This window comes from Nocardia sp. NBC_01327 (genome assembly GCF_035958815.1).
Taxonomy (GTDB): Bacteria; Actinomycetota; Actinomycetes; order Mycobacteriales; family Mycobacteriaceae; genus Nocardia.
In genome coordinates this window covers 107,277-125,833 of sequence record NZ_CP108383.1, presented here as the reverse complement: position 1 = coordinate 125,833, position 18,557 = coordinate 107,277, and the positions used below count along the sequence as shown (strand labels likewise).

The 18,557-nt window shown below is 68.1% G+C and carries 16 protein-coding genes; 9 read left to right on the top strand and 7 right to left on the bottom strand.

Features of this window, described 5'->3' with window-relative positions; genetic code table 11:
- Positions 1-103 precede the first annotated feature (103 nt).
- Both fbaA and OG326_RS00535 read left to right on the top strand, forming a co-directional pair.
- Positions 104-1,141: a class II fructose-bisphosphate aldolase gene (gene fbaA, locus OG326_RS00540; RefSeq protein WP_327142665.1), complete on the top strand. Its 1,038-nt coding sequence runs from the start codon at positions 104-106 to the stop codon at positions 1,139-1,141.
- Positions 1,142-1,262: 121 nt separating this feature from the next.
- The gene (locus tag OG326_RS00535) at positions 1,263-2,381 is read left to right on the top strand and encodes a BTAD domain-containing putative transcriptional regulator (RefSeq protein WP_297623671.1); all 1,119 of its coding nucleotides are present in this window, start codon (positions 1,263-1,265) and stop codon (positions 2,379-2,381) included.
- Between the two features lie 7 nt (positions 2,382-2,388).
- Here the strand turns inward: OG326_RS00535 and OG326_RS00530 are convergent, their stop codons facing one another.
- A complete protein-coding gene (locus OG326_RS00530) occupies positions 2,389-2,667 on the bottom strand; it encodes a hypothetical protein (protein ID WP_327142664.1) in 279 nt (92 codons plus the stop codon).
- Between the two features lie 177 nt (positions 2,668-2,844).
- Between OG326_RS00530 and OG326_RS00525 the strand changes: the two genes are divergently transcribed.
- Positions 2,845-4,311: a DUF4185 domain-containing protein gene (locus OG326_RS00525; RefSeq protein WP_327142663.1), complete on the top strand. Its 1,467-nt coding sequence runs from the start codon at positions 2,845-2,847 to the stop codon at positions 4,309-4,311.
- Positions 4,312-4,510: 199 nt separating this feature from the next.
- Here OG326_RS00525 and OG326_RS00520 read toward each other — a convergent pair whose 3' ends face one another.
- Complete coding sequence (locus OG326_RS00520) at positions 4,511-5,560, bottom strand: fused (3R)-hydroxyacyl-ACP dehydratase subunits HadA/HadB (protein ID WP_327142662.1); 1,050 nt, start codon at positions 5,558-5,560, stop codon at positions 4,511-4,513.
- A gap of 244 nt (positions 5,561-5,804) precedes the next feature.
- The gene (locus OG326_RS00515) at positions 5,805-6,287 is read right to left on the bottom strand and encodes an Rv0361 family membrane protein (RefSeq protein WP_327142661.1); all 483 of its coding nucleotides are present in this window, start codon (positions 6,285-6,287) and stop codon (positions 5,805-5,807) included.
- 2,571 nt (positions 6,288-8,858) lie between these two features.
- Here OG326_RS00515 and OG326_RS00510 point away from each other — a divergent pair.
- Positions 8,859-9,293, top strand: a complete 435-nt coding sequence (locus OG326_RS00510; protein ID WP_327142660.1) for a DUF3151 domain-containing protein — start codon at positions 8,859-8,861, stop codon at positions 9,291-9,293.
- Between the two features lie 61 nt (positions 9,294-9,354).
- Complete coding sequence (locus OG326_RS00505; RefSeq protein WP_327146307.1) at positions 9,355-10,449, top strand: FUSC family protein; 1,095 nt, start codon at positions 9,355-9,357, stop codon at positions 10,447-10,449.
- On the opposite strand, the gene OG326_RS00500 is transcribed toward OG326_RS00505, so the two are convergent.
- Positions 10,446-11,228: a site-2 protease family protein gene (locus OG326_RS00500; protein WP_327142659.1), complete on the bottom strand. Its 783-nt coding sequence runs from the start codon at positions 11,226-11,228 to the stop codon at positions 10,446-10,448. The two genes, OG326_RS00505 and OG326_RS00500, sit on opposite strands and share 4 nt — an antisense overlap.
- A gap of 43 nt (positions 11,229-11,271) precedes the next feature.
- On the bottom strand, positions 11,272-11,931 hold the full coding sequence (locus OG326_RS00495) for a hypothetical protein (protein ID WP_327142658.1): 660 nt from the start codon (positions 11,929-11,931) through the stop codon (positions 11,272-11,274).
- Between the two features lie 298 nt (positions 11,932-12,229).
- Between OG326_RS00495 and OG326_RS00490 the strand changes: the two genes are divergently transcribed.
- Positions 12,230-13,519 (top strand): adenylosuccinate synthase, encoded by a 1,290-nt coding sequence (locus OG326_RS00490; RefSeq protein ID WP_327142657.1) that lies wholly within the window; start codon positions 12,230-12,232, stop codon positions 13,517-13,519.
- Positions 13,520-13,736: 217 nt separating this feature from the next.
- Here the strand turns inward: OG326_RS00490 and yczR are convergent, their stop codons facing one another.
- Positions 13,737-15,236: a MocR-like transcription factor YczR gene (gene yczR / locus OG326_RS00485; protein WP_327142656.1), complete on the bottom strand. Its 1,500-nt coding sequence runs from the start codon at positions 15,234-15,236 to the stop codon at positions 13,737-13,739.
- Positions 15,237-15,297: 61 nt separating this feature from the next.
- Between yczR and OG326_RS00480 the strand changes: the two genes are divergently transcribed.
- From OG326_RS00480 to OG326_RS00470, 3 genes are all read left to right on the top strand, one after another.
- Complete coding sequence (locus OG326_RS00480; protein ID WP_327142655.1) at positions 15,298-15,600, top strand: hypothetical protein; 303 nt, start codon at positions 15,298-15,300, stop codon at positions 15,598-15,600.
- Between the two features lie 53 nt (positions 15,601-15,653).
- Entirely contained in the window at positions 15,654-16,214 is a 561-nt protein-coding gene (locus OG326_RS00475; RefSeq protein WP_327142654.1) for a methylated-DNA--[protein]-cysteine S-methyltransferase, read from the top strand.
- Positions 16,215-16,347: 133 nt separating this feature from the next.
- Positions 16,348-16,860 carry a hypothetical protein gene (locus OG326_RS00470; protein ID WP_327142653.1) on the top strand — a complete coding sequence of 171 codons (513 nt, stop codon included), beginning with the start codon at positions 16,348-16,350 and terminating at the stop codon, positions 16,858-16,860.
- Between the two features lie 293 nt (positions 16,861-17,153).
- Here OG326_RS00470 and OG326_RS00465 read toward each other — a convergent pair whose 3' ends face one another.
- Entirely contained in the window at positions 17,154-18,257 is a 1,104-nt protein-coding gene (locus OG326_RS00465; protein ID WP_327142652.1) for a hypothetical protein, read from the bottom strand.
- Positions 18,258-18,557: the final 300 nt, after the last annotated feature.

Here is an 18,557-nt window from a genome sequence, read left to right as displayed (position 1 = left end):
CAGGTGGTTCGCTTCCAGGGCACCGCTTATGGCGAAACACGACTGCCCTAGGGTGTCGCCTGACAGAATTTGTTGTACACAGCACACCACTACGGAGGTCATTGTGCCCATCGCGACTCCGGAGATCTACGCCGAGATGATTGCTCGGGCCAAGGAGAACTCCTTCGCGTTCCCCGCGATCAACTGCACCTCGTCCGAGACGATCAATGCCGCGATCAAGGGTTTCGCCGACGCGGGCAGTGACGGCATCATCCAGTTCTCCACCGGCGGCGCCGAATTCGGTTCCGGCCTGGGCGTGAAGAGCATGGTGACCGGCGCGGTCGCGCTCGCCGAGTTCGCGCATGTGATCGCGGCTGAGTACGACATCACCATCGCGCTGCACACCGACCACTGCCCGAAGGACAAGCTGGACACCTTCGTCCGCCCGCTGCTGGCCATTTCGGCCGAGCGTGTGAAGGCCGGGCAGAACCCGCTGTTCCAGTCGCACATGTGGGACGGTTCGGCCATCCCGATCGACGAGAACCTGGAGATCGCGAAGGAGCTGCTCAAGCAGTGCCACGCGGCCAACATCATTCTCGAGGTCGAGATCGGCGTCGTCGGCGGTGAAGAGGACGGCGTAGAGGCCGAGATCAACGAGAAGCTCTACACCTCCCCCGAGGATTTCCAGAAGACCATCGACGCGCTGGGCGCCGGCGAGAACGGCAAGTACCTGCTCGCCGCCACCTTCGGCAATGTGCACGGTGTGTACAAGCCCGGCAATGTGGTGCTCAAGCCCGAGGTGCTGGCCGAGGGCCAGCGGGTCGCGGCCGCCAAGCTGGGCCTGAGCCCCGACGCGCAGCCGTTCGACTTCGTCTTCCACGGCGGCAGCGGTTCGCTGAAGTCGGAGATCGAGGATTCGCTGCGCTACGGCGTGGTGAAGATGAACGTCGACACCGACACCCAGTACGCCTTCACCCGCCCGCTGGCCGGGCATATGTTCGCCAACTACGACGGCGTGCTGAAGATCGACGGTGAGGTCGGCAACAAGAAGGTCTACGACCCGCGCAGCTACCTCAAGAAGGCGGAGTCCTCCATGGCCGCACGCGTTTTCGAGGCCGCCAACGACCTGAAGTCGGCCGGTCGCTCTATCAGCGCCAAGTAAGGTTGAACCCCGAGGCCGGAGAAAACTCCGGCCAGGTGAGCAGAGCGTGCCGCGGTAGCCGTTCGGTCTCCGACCGAATCGGTCGCCGCGGCGGCTCGCTTGTTATACGAGGTGCAGCGCAATGACTCTCGATGTGCGGGTCCTCGGACCTGTGCAAGTGCTGGTCGGCGGCCGGCCGGTCCTGGTCGGCGGCCCGAAGCCGCGCGCACTGCTGGCGGCATTGACGGTGAACCGGCGGCGGGCGGTGTCTTCGCAGGCCCTGGCCGACATCGTCTGGAACGACGAACCGCCGGACTCCTATCAGGCCAGCCTGCAGGTGTTCGTCTCGAATATCCGGAAGACGCTCCGCAATGCGGGCATCGATCCGGCCGCCGTGCTGCGCACCGAATCCTCCGGGTACCGGCTCGAAATCCCCGATGAGAATTGCGATATCGGGCGTTTCGAGAGCATTCGCCGGTCCGGTACCGAGGCCGCCAATGCGGGCGATCACGAGGGCGCGGCGCGGCTGTACGCGGCGGCGCTGGCCGAGTGGACCGGACGCGCGCTGGACGATCTGCCGGGGCTGTCCTTCGCTGAAAGTTTCGCCACCGCAATGGATGAGGAGCGACTGCTGGTCGCCTCCGCCCGGGTCGATGCCGAAATTGCCTGCGGGCGAGCCTCATCGGTGGTCGGCGAGCTGGTGTCCATGACCAATGCGCATCCGCTGCGGGAACCGCTGTGGGCGCAGCTGATCACGGCGCTGTACCTATCGGGCCGGCAGGCCGACGCACTGGAGGCCTGCCGCCGCGTGCGCGGTGTGCTCTCCGATGAGCTCGGCATCGACCCGGGTCCGGCGCTGGTCGCGCTGGAACAGCAGGTGCTGCGGCAGGAACCCTTGCTGACCGGGCAGATCGCCGAGGTCGAGCGGTTGGCCAAGGCCATGACCGAGACGGTCACCGAAATGCCGCGGGCAGTGCGGGCGGGCCAGTTGCTCACCGCGGAGGGCCGGGTGCTGCCCATTGCGGTGGGCGGTATGAAGATCGGCCGCATGACCGACAACGATCTGGTGCTGGACGATCCTAAGGCCAGTCGATACCACGCGCACATCACGCCCAGCCGGGCCGGATTGCTCATCAAGGATCTGCATTCGGCGAACGGGGTGTACATCAACGAGGCGGCCATCGAGAGTGCCGCGGTGCTCGCCGACGGTGACGCCATCCGGATCGGCGCTACTGTCTTCATCTTTCAAGCCACGCGCTGACGGGCGGTCAGGCGGCGCCGGCCTTGCCCAGTAGATCCACCGTCTCGCGCAGCGCCTGCCGGTCTTCCATATCCGGCGGCCGGTAGCCGCCGCTCACGGTGACGGTGATGGTGTCGCCCGCGCGTAGCTCCAGATCGTCGAGGCACAGGGGCAGCATGCCGACGAATAGTCGGCGTTCCTTGCAGGTCAGGATGATGTGCGAGGTATGGCAGCTGGTGAGCTGAGCGAGTTCCTCGGCCAGTTCCACGCTGATCGGCCCGGTCAGGGTTACGTCCTCCACGTACACGACCCCACTGTATTACGCTGCTGCCCAGTTGGTTTCGGTTCGTATTTATCCGCGTGGCCATCCGCTGGATATCGATTCGATCGATCTTGGGCGAGTGCCGGTCGTTCGCCGGGGGTGGCGGGTAGGGTCTGCGGCCGGATGTGTCCGGTGGGCCCGAATTGGCGAGAGGTTGTGTGCATGGCCGAGCGGCTGCTGGCCGCGGTGGGAGCGGTGGTGTTCGGGGCAGGTGTGCTGGTGTCCGCGAACCCGTCGATCGCCGTGGCTGCTCCGGCGGAACCCGGTGCGGTAGCAACGATTCCAGGTATCGGGGCGTGCCACGCCGACCCGAAACCGGTGCATGAATCGCTGGTGCCCAAAACCGTGGAGGTGCCGGTGTCGTATCCGGTGGTCACGGTGGATCCCGGGCCCGCGGTGGAGAGCACCAAGCGGGTCAAGATGGAGCTGCCTTCCGATCCGTGCGTCAATCCGTGCCCGGATCTCACCGATCAGCCGGCGCCGCCGCCGGGTCTCGGTGAGCAGCTGGGGATTCCGCGGCTGATCATTCATCCGCAGCCCTTCAATTTCGCCTTCCCCGACCCGAATCCGCCCGCGGTGCCGCCCGGACCCGATCCGGTGTTTCCGAGCATCGAGGCCGCGGCGCAGGCTCCGGTCCGGCCCGCGCCGCAGGTGTCGGACGTGCGCGAGGTCGCCAAACTGACCGGAGCCGATTCGGTCAATCGCACCGATAAGCGCTGGCAGGTGCAGGGCACCGATCTGGGCATCATGTGGGAGAGCGCGCCCGGGGAGGTCGCCGTCGCCTTCGGTGACACCGTGGGCCGCGACTTCCACCCGCCGGGCGGTATGGGCGAGGACTGGCGCAGTAATCTGCTGGCCTTCAGCACCAATCGCGATCTCGCCGGGGGTGTGGTCTTCGACCGCATGGTCACCGACGACCGCTGCCACGCCAGCGAACTGCTGAGCAGCCGCAAAATGGACAATATCGAGATCACCACCATCCCGACCTCGGGCTTCGCCATCGGTGATCGGCAGTACATGAGCTATATGTCCATTCGCACCTGGAACAGCATTCCGGGCACCTGGTACACCAACTACGGCGGCCTCGCCTACTCCGACGATCACGGCGAAACCTGGACAAAAGACCCACACGCCAAGTGGGACAATATTTTCGGCGTCTCCAACTTCCAGGTGGCGGCCATGGTGCCGCAGGGTGATTTCGTCTACATGTTCGGCACGCCCAATACCCGGCTGGGGTCGGTCGGGCTGGCCCGGGTGCCCAAGGATCAGGTCCTCAACACCACCGCCTACCAGTACTGGCGGGACGGGCAGTGGACGCCGGTCGGCGGATACGCCGCTGCCACACCGATTGTCGACGCACCCGCCGGTGAACTGTCGGTCCGCTACGACGCCGACCGCAAGATCTGGCAGATGAGTTACCTCGACACCGCCAAGGCGTCTCTTGTTGTGCGGGAATCGGATTCACCGCAGGGCGTCTGGTCGCCCAGTACGCCCACCGTGAGCGCCCTCCAATTCCCGGAGCTCTACGGCGGTTTCATCCACCCCTGGTCCACCGGCAAAGACCTGTACTTCACCATGTCCACCTGGAGCGACTACAACGTCTACCTGATGCACGCCACTCTGAACTAGCCCGCCTCCCCGAAACTTTGGCGCGCGGCAAAGAGCCGTTGACTGTGGAGCACGCGTGCTTGCGGTCGGGTGCCGAAACTATTTTGGACGTACCCGGTGAGTTACCCCGAACTCGCGAAATCAGTTGTCGCGATTGGGAAAAAGCCACGGCCGCCGCACTGCTGCGGCGGCCGCCCGCTCTTGCGTCTCTGTTCGTCCTTCAACTCAGCCTGATGTCGGCGACGGCGCGGCCGAAGAGCTTCTTGCCTTCCGAGGTGGCGCCGAGAACGACGGTGGCGGAACCGGTTTCGGGATTCACGGACTTCACCTTGCCGGTGAATTCCACGAAGGTGGGTGCGGTCTGCTCAACCGGGACGAAGCCGGAGAAGCGCACGCTGAACTTGGTGAGCGCGGCCGGATCGCCCAGCCAGGACACCAGATAGCTCGCGGTCAGGCCCATGGTGAGCATGCCGTGCGCCACCACGGTCGGCAGGCCGACCAGGCGGGCGGCGGCATCGCTGAAGTGAATCGGGTTGGGGTCGCCGGAAACTCCGGCGTAGTTCACCAGATCGCCACGGGTGACGGGCATCTTGGCGGCCGGCAGCTCGGTCCCGGCCGCGAGGGTCGCGGCGGTGTGGGCCGTATGCACCGGGCGGGCCGGTGCGGGATCACGGAAATCGGTGACCTCCTCCGGTGCGAGCAGGATGAGCCCGGTCGGATCGGTGGTGCCGGAGTCGTCGGGGACGTGGCCGTGCATGACCACGCCGATCACCGTCTCCGCGCTCGCCGGATCGATCTCCACGCCGCGGCGTGCCACGATGGTGGTGGTCGCCACCAGTACCGGCAGGGCGTCGGCGTCGGTCAGCGTCACCTTGACGGTGATGAAGTCGTTGTCGCCGTAGGAGCGGATCTGCTCGATGCCCACATCCACCGACAGCAGGTCACCGGCCAGGATCGGGCGGTGGTACTCGAAGGTCTGATCGGTCTGCAGAAACTGCGAGACGTCGTACTCGGTGAGCACGGTGCCGATCAGGGCGCGCGTGGTGGCGGCGCCGATCACCGAGGCGAAGGTCGGCGAGGCGACCAGACCGGCGTAGCCGATCGCGAGCGCATCGTCTTCCCGATGGTGGGCGGGGTGATCATTTCGTACGGCGCGCGCGAATTCACGGACCTTCTCGCGGCCCACGTCATAGTGATCGCGGACGCGGAAGTGCCGTCCGACCAGATCGGTGGCGGTGGTGGCGGCTAGCGCCTCGGCCGTCTCCGGCATGGTGTTCAGCTCCCTGCAAAGTTCGAAACCTGGTGGGCCGGTGGCGGATCGGTGTCAGCGCAGCGCGGCGGCCGAAGCCGCCCGGGCGCCGAGATGCCGTCGTGGCTGGCCCAGACAATCCGCGCTATATTACCGGCGAGTTGGTCTGCTGACCAGGTGTTTGTGATGTTCATCGCGGGCAGGTGCGCGAATGCGTCACCTGCTCACAGGGAACATCTGCAGGTCGGTCTGGAGCGTTAGCAGATCAGTGGGGAGTGTTGGCTGGATCGCAGACTTTCCAGCCGTCGGCGGTGTGCTGCAGATCGAAGGTGCGCGAGGACATTTTCGCCGGATCCGCCTCGGTGTACACCGTGGCCTGCGCGATCGCGGAATCTCCGGTGATCTTGATGGCGTCCACGCTCTTCACCACCGGAATGCTCTTCTGCTCCTTCGATGTTCGGTACACGCCGGCGAACTGATCCGCCGAAATATTCTGGTAGAAGTCGTGCTGCGTACCGCAGGTGATGCCGCGCAGCTTGTCCAGATCGCCGGCCGCCAGCCCCGCCGTATACGTCGAAATCGATGCCGTGACCTGCGAGTCCGGCGAATTGTCCGACGAACCCTTCACCACCGCGATCACCACGCCGATCACCACGAGCACCGCGACAACCGCCGCCGCGATAATCCACAGCCGCTTCTTGGACCCACCGGCCGCCGCAGGCTCAGCCGCCTCACCGGCAGCAGGCACCCGCTGCGGCGTGGCAATGATCCGCGTCGCGTCCTGTCCTGGCCCCTGAACGCCACCGGCGCCCTGCTGCCCGCCACCGAGCCCCTGCGGGCCACCCTGACCGGCACCAGCGCCCTGGGCACCCTGACCGCCGCCAGCGCCCGGGGCACCCTGACCGCCGCCGGGTCCTTGCGGAGCACCCTGGTTGCCGCCGGGACCGCGGGGCCCACCCGGACCCTGAGGTCCGTTCGGACCCTGAGGTCCGCCAAGGCCTTGAGGTCCGTTCGGACCTTGTAGTGCACCAGCGCCCTTGGGTCCGTTCGGACTCTGCGGTGCGCCGGGCCCCTGTGGTCCGTTCGGACCTGATGCGCCGGGACCCTGTGGTCCGTTCGGACCTGATGCGCCGGGGCCTTGAGGTCCGTTCGGACCCTGAAGCCCGCTGGGGCTCTGAGGCCCTCCGGGGCCTTGAGGTCCGTTCGGACCCTGCGACGCGCCCGCCCCGACCCGCTGCGGGCCCGGCGGAACGGCGCGTGGCCCGCGAACCGGATGTGCGGGCATGGTCGGTTGCATATCGGCGGGCGAAGGCGCACTGGCCGGTTGGCGCGGCGCGTTCGGCCGCGGCGGCGGCGAGGGTCGTGTCTCCTCGACCCCGCCCACCTGCTCCGGCGCATTCCCGCGCGGCCCCACATTGCGCGGCCCCGCATTCATGCGCGGCGACGCCGGCGGCTTGCTCACCGCCCGCCCCTGCGGCCCCGAAACCCGAATCTTCTCGGTAGCCTGCTCACCCGTAACAATCGGCAGCAGCGTGGTGGCGTCCCCGGACCCGTCCGGAACCTTCGACAGCGCAACAGTTTCCGAATCCGCCGCCCCCGAACCCGCACCGCCCTCGGCGTTCCCGCCCGCGTCATCCGCGTCGGCCCCGTCCGGCCCCTTGCCCTTCGCATCGGCCGCCGCATCACCGGACCCGGGCGCACCATCTCCGGTCGCGCCCGCACCCGACGCGCCGCCCTGCGCCGCCGCAGCCGGTCGAGCCACCTCGCCCGCGCCACCCGCCTGGCTGGAATCCCGTCCGCCCTGCGTCCCTGCGCCGGCTACATCGCCACGCGAACCACCCTGCCCACCATCGGCATTCCCCCCGGAACCGGTGGCCGCGGTGTCAGACCGACTGCCCGCATCTTGCTTTCGATCATCACTGGACGCATCCGAAGGACCCCGCCAACCTGCTCCAGCCACCGCGCCCGCCGCAGCGGCAGCAGCCGACTTCCCGGCCGTGCCACCCGCAGCCCTTCCAGCGCTATCCGCCTGTCCGGCTGCACTATTCGCCTGCCCAGCCGCACCGCGCGCCGATCCACCCGGCGCATCCTGCCGTGGAACAACCTTGAATTGCGTGGTGACATCCCCAGACGGCGGCGGATTCCCGGGCCCCGCAGGCATAGTCGACCGCCCAACCTGCTGCGCCCCAAAAACTTGCGAACCCCCCTGCTGCCCGCCGCCCTGCGAGGCCTGGCCGCCCTGCGAAGCCGAACCACCTTGTGCGGCAGAGTCACTCCGCGAAGCGGGGTCACCTTGCCGTGCGGAATCAGCCTGTGAGTTCGGGCCGCCCTGCGACGTGGGACCACTCGCCGACGCCGGGTTGCCACCCTGCGGGGCCGAGCCCCGCTGTGCGGCAAAGTCACTCTGCGAGCCGGGGCGGCCCTGCGACGCCTGGCCGCCGTGGGACGTCGGACCATTCGCCGATGCGAGGTTACTGCGCTGGGCTGCCGAGCCGCCCTGTGAAGCCGAACCACCTTGTGCGGCAGAGCCGGCGGGGCCACCTTGCCGCGCGGGATCAGCCTGCGAGCCCGAGCCGCCCTGCGGCGTAGGGCCACTCGCTGATCCGGAGTTGCCGCTTTGCGGGGCCGCGCCGCGCTGGGGGATCGAACCAGCTTGTGCGGCAAAGCCGCTCTGCGACGGTCCGCTACCTTGCCGCGCGGGATCACCCTGTGAGCCGGGGCCGCCCTGCTGGGCAGGGCCGCTCGCGGATGCCTGGTTGTCACGCTGCGGGGCCGCGCCGCGCTGGGGGATCGAACCACCTTGTGCGGCAGCGCCACTCCGAGAGTCGGGGGTGCCCTGCTGGGTGGGACCGCTTGCCGAACCGGCGTTGCCGCCCGGGGTCGAACCGCCTTGCGGGGCCGGACTACCCGGCGCGGCGGGGTTGGCGCCCTGCGCGCCCGGGCCGCTCGGCGGGGTTGTGCCCGCGCGGGGGGTGGTGGGGATGCGGGTGGTGGGGCCTTCGGCCGGTTCGTACTTGATGGTGGCGAAGTTGGATTTGCCCGGTGGGGTCGGGGGGAGGGGGGAGGGGGCGACGCCGTGGGTGCGGATGACCTCGGTGGCGGCGGTCGGTGCCGGGTTCGACGATGCGGGCGGCTGTTTGCCGGCCGGCGCCTGCGGAGTGTCCTGTTCGGCGCCCGTGCCCGGGGCTGCCGGGCGGGCAGGGTCCTGTGGCTGCTGGTCGTCGTTCGAGTCGGACACGCGCTACCCCTCGCTTCGGCGGAACTGTGATTCGACGGTCAGCCTACTGAGCATTTCGATGGTCGGTGCAGAATGATCGGCATGACGTCCTTCGGTGATCTGCTCGGACCGCAACCGGTACTCCTCCCGGAAAACTCGGAAGCGGAGGAAGCGCTGCTGGAGAATCAGGATGCGGTGCTGGTCGCAGCCGCGCATCCGACGGCCTCCATCGCCTGGGCGTACCTCGCCGAGGCCGCTCTCATCGCCGGCGCCGGTGAGGTGAACGCCGACACGCTGGCGGCCTACGCCTTCGCCCGCACCGGCTACCACCGCGGCCTGGACCTGTTGCGCCGCAATGGCTGGAAGGGCTTCGGCCCGGTGCCGTGGAGCCACGAGCCCAACCAGGGTTTCCTGCGGGCCGTCGCGGTGCTGGCCAAGGCGGCCCGCACCATCGGCGAGAACGACGAATACGCCCGCTGCCTGGACCTGCTCGAGGATTGCGACCCGCGCGCCGCGGGCGAACTCGGGCTCGACTGACACTTTGACCAGTGGCCTGGGCACCACCTTCGACGCCGCCAAGGACAGCGGCGTGGCACGCATGCGCACCGCTGCCGCCAGGGTTCGCCTCTCCTTGCTGCCGATCGTGCAGTGCGCCGTCGGGGCGGGCCTGGCCTGGTTCATCGCACATAAGGTAATCGGTCACCCACAGCCGTTTTTCGCGCCCATGGCCGCCATGATCTCGATCGGTGTGTCGTTCGGTGCGCGCCTGCGCCGGGCGGTCGAGTTGATCGCCGGTGTGTCCGTCGGCATCGGCATCGGCGACCTGTTCGTCTCCTACTTCGGCACCGGCGTCTGGCAGATCTCACTGCTGGTGATCTTCGCCATGTGCGCGGCGGTGTTCCTGGACGGCGGTCCGGTCATCACCATGCAGGCGGCGTCCTCGGCGGTGCTGGTGGCCACTCTGATTCCGCCGCACAGCGGGGCATCGCATTTCCGCATTGTGGACGCCCTGGTCGGCGGCATGGTCGGCATCGTGGTGGTGGCGGCGATTCCACTGCATCCGGTGCGCCGGGCCAGGCAGCAGGCGGCCGACATCCTCGGTGTCATGGGCAAGGCGCTCACCGATGCCGCGGACGGACTGCTGGAGCACGACGCCGACAAGATCAAAGCGGCGCTGGAGGCGGTGCGCGGCACCCAGACTCGCCTCGACACCCTGCGCAGCACTCTCGCCGGCGGCCGGGAGATCAGCAGAATCTCACCGCTGTACTGGAATTCGCGCGCCCGCCTGGAGCGCATTCAAGACACCGCGGATCCGATCGACAATGCCGTCCGCAATACCCGCGTATTGCTCCGCCGCGCACTGTCTCTCGTGCGTGACGACGAAGTCCTCAACCCGAGCCTGACCCTCGAGGTGGAGCAGCTCGGGAAAGCCGTGGACGTGGTCCGCGAAATGGTGCTCGCCGATCCCGGCGAACAACCCGATGCCGCGGAGGCCACCCGCGTCCTGCGTTCGGTCGCCAAGGGCGCCACCAAGGATATGGTCGAGGGCGCGGGCATTTCCGCGCACGTGGTGTTCGCGCAGACCCGTTCGATCCTGGTCGATCTCATGCAGGTGTGCGGTATGCGCCGGCTCTCCTCCATCGCGCTGCTGCCGCCGACCGTGCCGAATCCCTATGTGACGCCGATCGATTAGGTCCAGAAGCGCGTCAGCGATCCGCCCCAGCTGGACCAGATCGACGGCACGCCCGACAGGCCGAACAGCGCGCGAATGCCGTCGAAGAACGCGATATTGATCTGCGGCACGAACAGCAGCGCGATCAGGATCAAGAGTCCGTACGGCTTGATCTGATCCATGGACCGCCGCGTCTCATAGCTCAGCGACGGCTCCAGAATCCCGTACCCGTCCGTTCCCGGCACCGGGATCAGATTCAGCACGGTCGCCATGATCTGCAGGAACGCAAGGTAACTCAGCCCGAACCAGAACGCGGGATGGGAAGACGAACTGCCCCAGAGCCGCACGATGATCAGCAGCACGATCGCGCACGCGGCATTGACCGCCGGACCCGCACCGCTCACGGTCCGCTGTGTCCGGGCGTTGAAGGCCCCCGAATTCACGTACACCGCACCACCGGGCAGCGCGAACCCGCCGATGGCGATGAACAGGATCGGCAGCCCGATCGACAGCAGCGGATGACTGTATTTCAGCGGATTCAGCGTGAGGTACCCGCGCAGTTCCACATCCCGGTCCCCGGCCCGCCACGCCACATACGCGTGCGCGAACTCGTGCAGGCAGAGCGAGACGATCCAGCCCGCCACCACCATGACGAAAACGCCGAACTGCGCTTGGCGCGACAGCAGATCGGAGATCCACGCGACCACGCCGCCTGCCACGGCAATCGCGATGACCAGCAGGAAAATCGGGCTCGGCCGCACGGCCCCCGGGGTTCGGCCGAGCGCGCGGGGAGAGCTCATCGGACTCCTTGTATGAGAACCCCGGTGCGCCACCGGGAGCGGATCAGCGGACCAGCAACCACGGTTCGTGATGCCGGTAGAAAGTGGAGCGCCGCACCGGCTTATCGGTGGTGATGCCGTCGCGGGTGACGATGGCGCCGCGGGTGCCGAGCTGCATGGCCCGGCCTTCCACCCAGCGCTTCTTCCGCAATCCGCGGTGCACGCTCGCGTGCAGGCCGGGCAGCTCCAGTGTGGGGGAGACCAGCAGAGCGGTGACTTTTCCGGTGAAGAGCCGCGTGTCGTCCACGTACGCCTCGCCTTCGAGCTTGCCGCCGTCCTCGCCGACGAGGGTGGCGCGGCCGATGAGCACCTTGCCGGTGTCATCGCGAATCAGCGGGGTTTCCTGCGGCTTGCCGTCGAGCGCGCGTTTGGCGGCGGCGCTGCCGGTGCCGGTCTCGTAGGCGCGGGAGCCGTAGGTGCGGTCGACGGGCACGTAACCGATCTCGACGCCGAGCCGCTCGGTGCGCATCAGGTGGGTCAGCACCGCGGCCAGGCCGGCGTCCTCACCGAGCACGATCAGGCGGGGGAGACTGTCGGCGGCCATGACGGGCAGCAGCTCGTCCAGCACCGTGGTGTCCGGAATCGCCGAAGTCTGGGTGAGGGGGAGGGAAGCGAGAGCGATCGGTACCGGTGCGCCGTCGCAGCGGAGAACATGGGTACTCAACTGCCGTACACCCTCCTCTGACCTGACAACACCATCGCCTCGCTGCGTTCTCGCGGACCCCCTGCCGGTCCGGCTACCCGTGCCACCATAGCCCCGGTTCCAGGGGCGCGCCGCCTGCTGTGTCCAATTTGCGACACCGTTCCGTATCGGACGGCGATCGCCCGGTGAAGGCTGTGGGTCGGGCGTTAAACCGGTGGTCGAAGGGCATCTATTAGACTGTGCGTCCGGCCACCGCCTTCTGACGGCGGGTAGCTGCAGCATCACCGGTGCTGCGCGTCGAACCCGTAGGAGACTCCTAATGCCGGCAATCGTGCTGATCGGCGCCCAGTGGGGCGACGAGGGCAAGGGCAAAGCGACCGATCTGCTCGGTGGCCGTGTCCAGTGGGTAGTGCGGTACCAGGGCGGCAATAACGCGGGTCACACCGTGGTGCTGCCCAATGGCGACAACTTCGCGCTGCACCTGATTCCCTCCGGCATCCTCACCCCGGGTGTGACCAACGTCATCGGCAACGGCGTCGTCGTCGATCCGGGCGTGTTGCTCGACGAACTCGCGGGCCTGGAACAGCGCGGCGTGGACACCTCCCGCCTGCTGCTGTCGGCCGACGCGCACCTGATCATGCCGTACCACGTGGCCATCGATAAGGTCACCGAACGCTTCCTCGGCAATAAGAAGATCGGCACCACCGGCCGCGGCATCGGGCCCTGCTACCAGGACAAGGTTGCCCGCGTCGGCGTCCGCGTCGCCGATGTGCTGGACGAGAAGATCCTCACCCAGAAGGTCGAGGCCGCACTGGAATTCAAGAACCAGGTGCTGGTGAAGATCTACAACCGCCGCGCGCTCGACCCGCAGCAGGTGGTCGACGAGGTGCTGGAGAAGGCCGAAGGCTTCAAGCACCGCATCGCCGACACCCGCCTGCTGCTGAACCAGGCCATCGAGGCCGGCGAGATCGTGCTGCTGGAAGGCTCGCAGGGCACCCTGCTGGATGTCGATCACGGCACCTACCCGTACGTCACCTCCTCCAACCCGACCTCGGGCGGCGCGGCGGTCGGTTCGGGCATCGGCCCCAACAAGATCGAGACCGTGCTCGGCATCCTGAAGGCGTACACCACCCGCGTCGGCTCCGGCCCCTTCCCGACCGAACTCTTCGACGAGTCCGGCGTGTACCTGGCCAAGACCGGCGGCGAGGTCGGCGTGACCACCGGCCGCGCCCGCCGCACCGGCTGGTTCGACGCCGTGATCGCCCGCTACGCCACCCGCGTCAACGGCATCACCGACTACTTCCTCACCAAGCTGGACGTCCTCTCCAGCCTGGACACCATCCCGATCTGCGTGGCCTACGAGGTCGACGGCGAGCGCGTCGAGCAAATGCCCACCACCCAAACCGATTTCCACCACGCCAAGCCCATCTACGAGGAAATGCCCGGCTGGTGGGAAGACATCTCCGGCGCCCGCACCTTCGAGGAACTACCCCCGAACGCCCAGGCCTACGTCCTGCGCCTGGAGGAACTCTCCGGCGCCCGCATGTCCTGCATCGGCGTCGGCCCCGGCCGCGACCAGACCATCGTCCGCCACGACATCTTGAGTTGAATCTCGCGGAGATCACTTCTCCCTGAATGACTTTCGCCCCCGCTGCCTGAATACGCAGCGGGGGCGAGGCATTTCAGGCCGAGCACTCCAGACCGGCCTTCGCGAGCCGTCCCCCGATGGCGCCGCACCCCTATCGAACAGCGCGCGTCGCTGTCGAGCAGCCGCTACATGGGCTGTTCGGCCGGTGCGCGGGCTGTGTGGTGCGATCGGCAGTCGGTCAGTAGCAGGTCAGCGGCGTCAGCGGCTCGACGGCGTGGGGGGTGAGGGAGTTGTAGGCGGCCGCTAGGCATTTCACGCCGATTCGGATGTCGGTTTCCTCGTGGGTGAAGGGGAGGCGGAGGAAGCGTTCGAAGGCGCCTTGGACGCCGAAGCGAGGGCCGGCGGCGAGCAGGACGCCGTGGTTCGGGGCGGTGGCGGCCAGGGCGGTGGAGACGGGGGCAGGGAGTTGGGCCCAGAGGGACATGCCCCCGGCGCCGGGGGAGACGCGCCAGTCGGGGAGGTCCTCGGCCAGGGCGTCGAGGAGGGCTGCGCGGCGGGAGCGGAGCTGTTGCCTTCGGACGGTGAGGATTTCGTCGGCGTGCTGAAGCAGGTGGACCGTGGCCAGCTGGTCCATCACGGGTGTGCCGAGGTCCATGGTGGAGCGGGTGCCCAGCAGTTTGGTGATGAGGGATTGGTTGGCGCGGACCCAGCCGACGCGCAGGCCGCCCCAGAAGGACTTCGAGGCCGAGCCGATGGTCACGATCTCCGAGCCGCGCGCGAATGCCGCTACCGGAGGCATGATTTCGTCATCGGTGAGGTGCAGATCCACCATCGATTCGTCGACGATCACCGTCATACGGGTTTCGCGGGCGATGGCCGCCAGCTCGGCGCGGCCCTCGGCGGACAGCAGCAGTCCGGTGGGATTGTGGTAATCCGGCACCAGGTACGCGATGCTCGCCGCGGTTTGCCTTGCGGCACTGCGGATTCCGTCCAGATCCCAGCCGTCCGGGCGCAGCGGCACCGGCACCGGGCGGGCGCCCACATCGCGAATGGCCTCGATGGCATTGGGATAGCTGGGGTGATCGATGAGCACCCGCTCGGCCGGAGTGGTGAGCACATTCAGCAGTAGTCGCAATCCGTGCTGCGCGCCGAGGGTGACCAGGATCTGATCGGGATCGGTGGGCAGCCCGCGCTCGGTGTACCGCCGGGCCAGCGCCTCACGCAGCATGAGCATGCCGACCGGGTCCATGCCGTGAGTTCCGAGATACGTCGGAAGTCCTTGCAGCGCAGTGGTGTACGCATCCATCATCTCCACTGGGGCAGACATGGCGGCGTACGTCATATCGATGGTCGGCAGCTCCGGCTGCGCCATCATGGCGAGCAGGCTGCGCGCCGGTTTGGTGCCGTCGTGCACCACCGTCGGCGGCAGCGCCACCGTACTGCGCGAACCCTGCCTGCTGATCAGATAACCGTGCTCGCGCAGCAGTGAGTACGCGGAGGTGACGGTGGTGCGGCTGACGCGCAGGCTGGTGGCCAGATCGCGTTCGCTGGGCAGTGCCACGCCCAGTGGCGCGCGCCCGTCGTGGATGAGCAGCCGGACGCTCTCGGCCAGTGCGACATAGGCGGGCCGGGTCGTGCGCCTGCTGCTGTCGGCGGCCGGGGCGGCGCCGGGTTCGTCGTGCCGCCACCGGCCCAGGTCGCGGGTAAGGCTGGCCGCGCCGATCACTCGTATCGCCATAAAGGCCAGTATCCGGGTACTGGATATTTTCTTCAAGTCCAGACCGGACCACTATGGGGTGATGATCGCAATGCTCGCCTCCCTGCTGGTAGTCGCGGCTTTCGCCGGGATCGTCTACCGATTCGCTCCCAAGCCGGATGAGCGCTGGGGCGTGCTGCTGGAGCGGTACCGTCCGCATGCGCCGATGTCAGACTGGTCGGTCGCGGAATATGAAGGGGCACGGCAATACTCCGACCTCTCCGCGGCGGCCGCGCATCAGGATGTCCTCGAACCCGGACGTCCGGTGCGCCGTATGCGCCGCCGTGCGCCGGCCCGCCCTGATCTCGCGAATATCCCGTGCCGTGGAGAATCAGTCCAGTTCTAGAGAACTGGACTGATTTAACTGGACTTGTCGGTGCCTCGGTGCACACTGGCTCTATGTCGCATCCGGACCGCCCGCTCGCCTCAGCGGCGCTCTTCGACACCGCGATCGGCACTTGCGCCCTCGCCTGGAGCGCCGCGGGGGTGCTGCGCTTCGCCCTCCCCGAGGCCGATCCCGCTGCCACGCTCGCGTATATCCTGCGCCGCCACCGCACCTTCGATGTCCGGGAAGCCGAGCCCACTCCCGAAATCGCCGCGGTCATCGAGAAGATTCGTGCCCACCTGGCCGGTGACCTCGACGACCTGCACTGGATCCCGCTGGATACCAGTCCTTTCAACGATTTCGACCGCGCCGTGTACGCCGTGGCCCGCGCCATCGACCCCGGCCACACGCTGAGTTACGGCGATATCGCGCATCGCATCGGCGCGCCCGGCGGCGCCCAGGCCGTAGGCCAATCCCTGGGCCGCAACCCGATTCCCCTGATCATTCCGTGCCACCGCGTGCTGGCCGCCGATCACGCCCTGCACGGGTTCTCCGCTCCCGGTGGCCTGGACACCAAACAGCGACTACTCGAAATCGAGCGCACCCCGGGTTTCGGCGAACCCACCCTCTTCTGATTTCGCTCGCCGAACGCCCGGCGGATTCCGCGATTCGGGACGAGAATGATCACGACCGCGTTGAGCGCCAATCGATCCCGCGGTCATCGGGAGCAATGCGAGCGGGGGCCCGCATTGAATAGGGAGGGGCGACGTGACTGACCCGAATCTGAACTGGCCGGGGAACGGTGTACCGCAGGCCGGGCCGCCCGCCGGCGGTCCGGGCGGACCGTACGGTCCGCCCGGCGCAATGCCCGTGGTTCAGCCCGGATTGCCTGCCGCACAACCTGTCTGGAATCCTCCGGTGGGTGCTCAGCACGGCGGCTTCCTGGTCGCGATCGGTGATATCGCGGTCATGGAGGGTGCGGTGGTCACCCCCTCGGGCACCCTGCCCCTGCGCGGCGCCACCTGGACGGCCACCGATATGTCCCAGACCACGGAGCGAATCCCCGCCTACGCGGTAGTACTGGCCATCCTGTTCTTCCCGGTCTGCTTCATCGGCCTCTTCTTCCTGCTGATCAAAGAGCGCGTCATAGCCGGATACGTCCAGGTCACAGTGAACAACGCCGGCCGCTTCCACTCCACCATGATCCAGGTCCAAGACCAGCAAACCTTCCCCATGGTCATGCACCAGATCAACTACGCCCGCCAAGTCAGCGCCATGTAGCCCCGCACAATCCACCGAGAGGGCTCTGACGGTGGCGACACGCCGCCGCGCCCCTCCATCAGAGCCCGTTGATCATGAAAGAGTGCTCGCACCATACGTATTCGAATGGCCGGACGCTGACGCATGACGGGGGTTTCTTGGTGTGCGTCGGCTGGCAGCTGCGCGCCGAGCCCTCGGGCGCGGGTAGCTGGAAGGGCGTGACCGCCTTGGCCACCGGTGGCCTCCAGCCATGAAAAAGCGCCTGTGCCATGCGGATTCGCACGGCGCAGGCGCTGAGTTCGTGTGGCGTGCGGTTAGAAGGCTCCGCCGAGGAAGCCGCCGACTGCGCCGCCCGCTACGCCACCGGCGACACCGCCGACCACGGCGGCGGGGATGCCGACGATCGCGGCTCCTGCCGCGCCTCCGACTCCTGCGCCGATCAGTGCGCCGCCTCCTGCGAAACCTGCGACTTCGGGCGCTGCGGCGGCGGCCTGGATTGCGGTAAGGGCTCCGGCCGCACCGCCGGTCGCCACACCTGCGACAACGCTGGCAGCGGTCAGGCCGCCGGCCACCACGGTGCCGACGGCGGCGCCGACGCCCAATCCGATGACCGCACCGGCCACCGCGCCCGGTGCTGCACCCAGGACCGCGGCCGGAACACCGGCGATCAGGGCGCCGCCGGTGGCGCCCGCTGCCACGCCGGCGAGGGTGCCGGCGGCGATGCGGTCGGAGCGGGTGGGGTTGATGCCGATGGAGTTGAAGCCGGTGGCGATCGCGGCTTCGGCGGTGGCGGCGGTGGTGTTCACCGGGTTCAGGATGTTGTCGGGGAGTTGGTCCGGGGCGGGGGTGGTGAAGTTGCCCAGGCGGAGGGTGCGGGGCGGGGGTGCGATGGGGGCTACCGGGGTGACGACGGTGGGTGCGTGCAGTTCCTGCCAGTTGATGGCGGGGGCCACCTCGGGCTGGGGGATGGCGCGGAAGTTCGGCGGGACGGCGTAATTCGCGCTCGTACCTCCGCTCGGGCCCGGTGCGGCGGGCCGGGGCACGGTGGTGACGCCGGGCTGGATCGGTCCGGGACGGAATTCCAGGCGATCGGCATTGGCGGTGGGTGCGGCCACGCCGGGCTGCGCGGAGCGCGGATTGGCGAATTGTGGTGCGGGCGCACCGTTTCCGGGCGCCTGGGCTGCGCCCTCGCCGCGCGATTGCGCCCCGCCCGGGGACTGCGCGGCGCCGGGCGACTGCACCCCGCCCGGCGCCTGCGATGTGCTCGACGGCCCGGTGCCGTTCGCGCTGCTCGCCGGTGCGGCGCTCTGCGGATCGGTGGCGCTCGAGCACGCCACGGCGAGGGCGAGCGGAAGCGTGCCCACGATCATCGCGCGCCGTGCCGCGCCGGTCCTGCTGTCGAAATTCCGACGAGTCACGCCGGATCACCACCCTCATCAGTTGTGGATCTACTTGATCGACGTGCAATTCACGTCTGTGCCAGGCAATTCGATGGTGCGCGCCGCCGATCGCCGCCATATCCAGGTCCGGAACTTCGCACCCCCTCGCCTGCGCGAGTCGTTCTCGGCGGCGGACTCAGCTCCGGAAGCGCACACGCCACCGGTCGCAGAGCGGACCCGACGATTGCGGTGATGCCGAATCGCCCGCGCCATGCGTTCCCGAGTCGCCCGCCGGGCTGTGGCGAGGCCGGTGGAACGGGAAGCTCAGTCGCAAGATCC

Bases quoted from the DNA above. Each gene is read 5' to 3' on its own strand.
- OG326_RS00475 (WP_327142654.1), top strand. From the start codon at position 15,654: ATGTCGCATCCGGACCGCCCGCTCGCCTCAGCGGCGCTCTTCGACACC.
- OG326_RS00500 (WP_327142659.1), bottom strand. From the start codon at position 11,228: ATGAGCTCTCCCCGCGCGCTCGGCCGAACCCCGGGGGCCGTGCGGCCG.
- OG326_RS00535 (WP_297623671.1), top strand. From the start codon at position 1,263: ATGACTCTCGATGTGCGGGTCCTCGGACCTGTGCAAGTGCTGGTCGGC.
- yczR (WP_327142656.1), bottom strand. From the start codon at position 15,236: ATGGCGATACGAGTGATCGGCGCGGCCAGCCTTACCCGCGACCTGGGC.
- OG326_RS00490 (WP_327142657.1), top strand. From the start codon at position 12,230: ATGCCGGCAATCGTGCTGATCGGCGCCCAGTGGGGCGACGAGGGCAAG.
- OG326_RS00505 (WP_327146307.1), top strand. From the start codon at position 9,355: ATGCGCACCGCTGCCGCCAGGGTTCGCCTCTCCTTGCTGCCGATCGTG.
- OG326_RS00510 (WP_327142660.1), top strand. From the start codon at position 8,859: ATGACGTCCTTCGGTGATCTGCTCGGACCGCAACCGGTACTCCTCCCG.
- OG326_RS00520 (WP_327142662.1), bottom strand. From the start codon at position 5,560: ATGCCGGAGACGGCCGAGGCGCTAGCCGCCACCACCGCCACCGATCTG.
- OG326_RS00525 (WP_327142663.1), top strand. From the start codon at position 2,845: ATGGCCGAGCGGCTGCTGGCCGCGGTGGGAGCGGTGGTGTTCGGGGCA.
- OG326_RS00480 (WP_327142655.1), top strand. From the start codon at position 15,298: ATGATCGCAATGCTCGCCTCCCTGCTGGTAGTCGCGGCTTTCGCCGGG.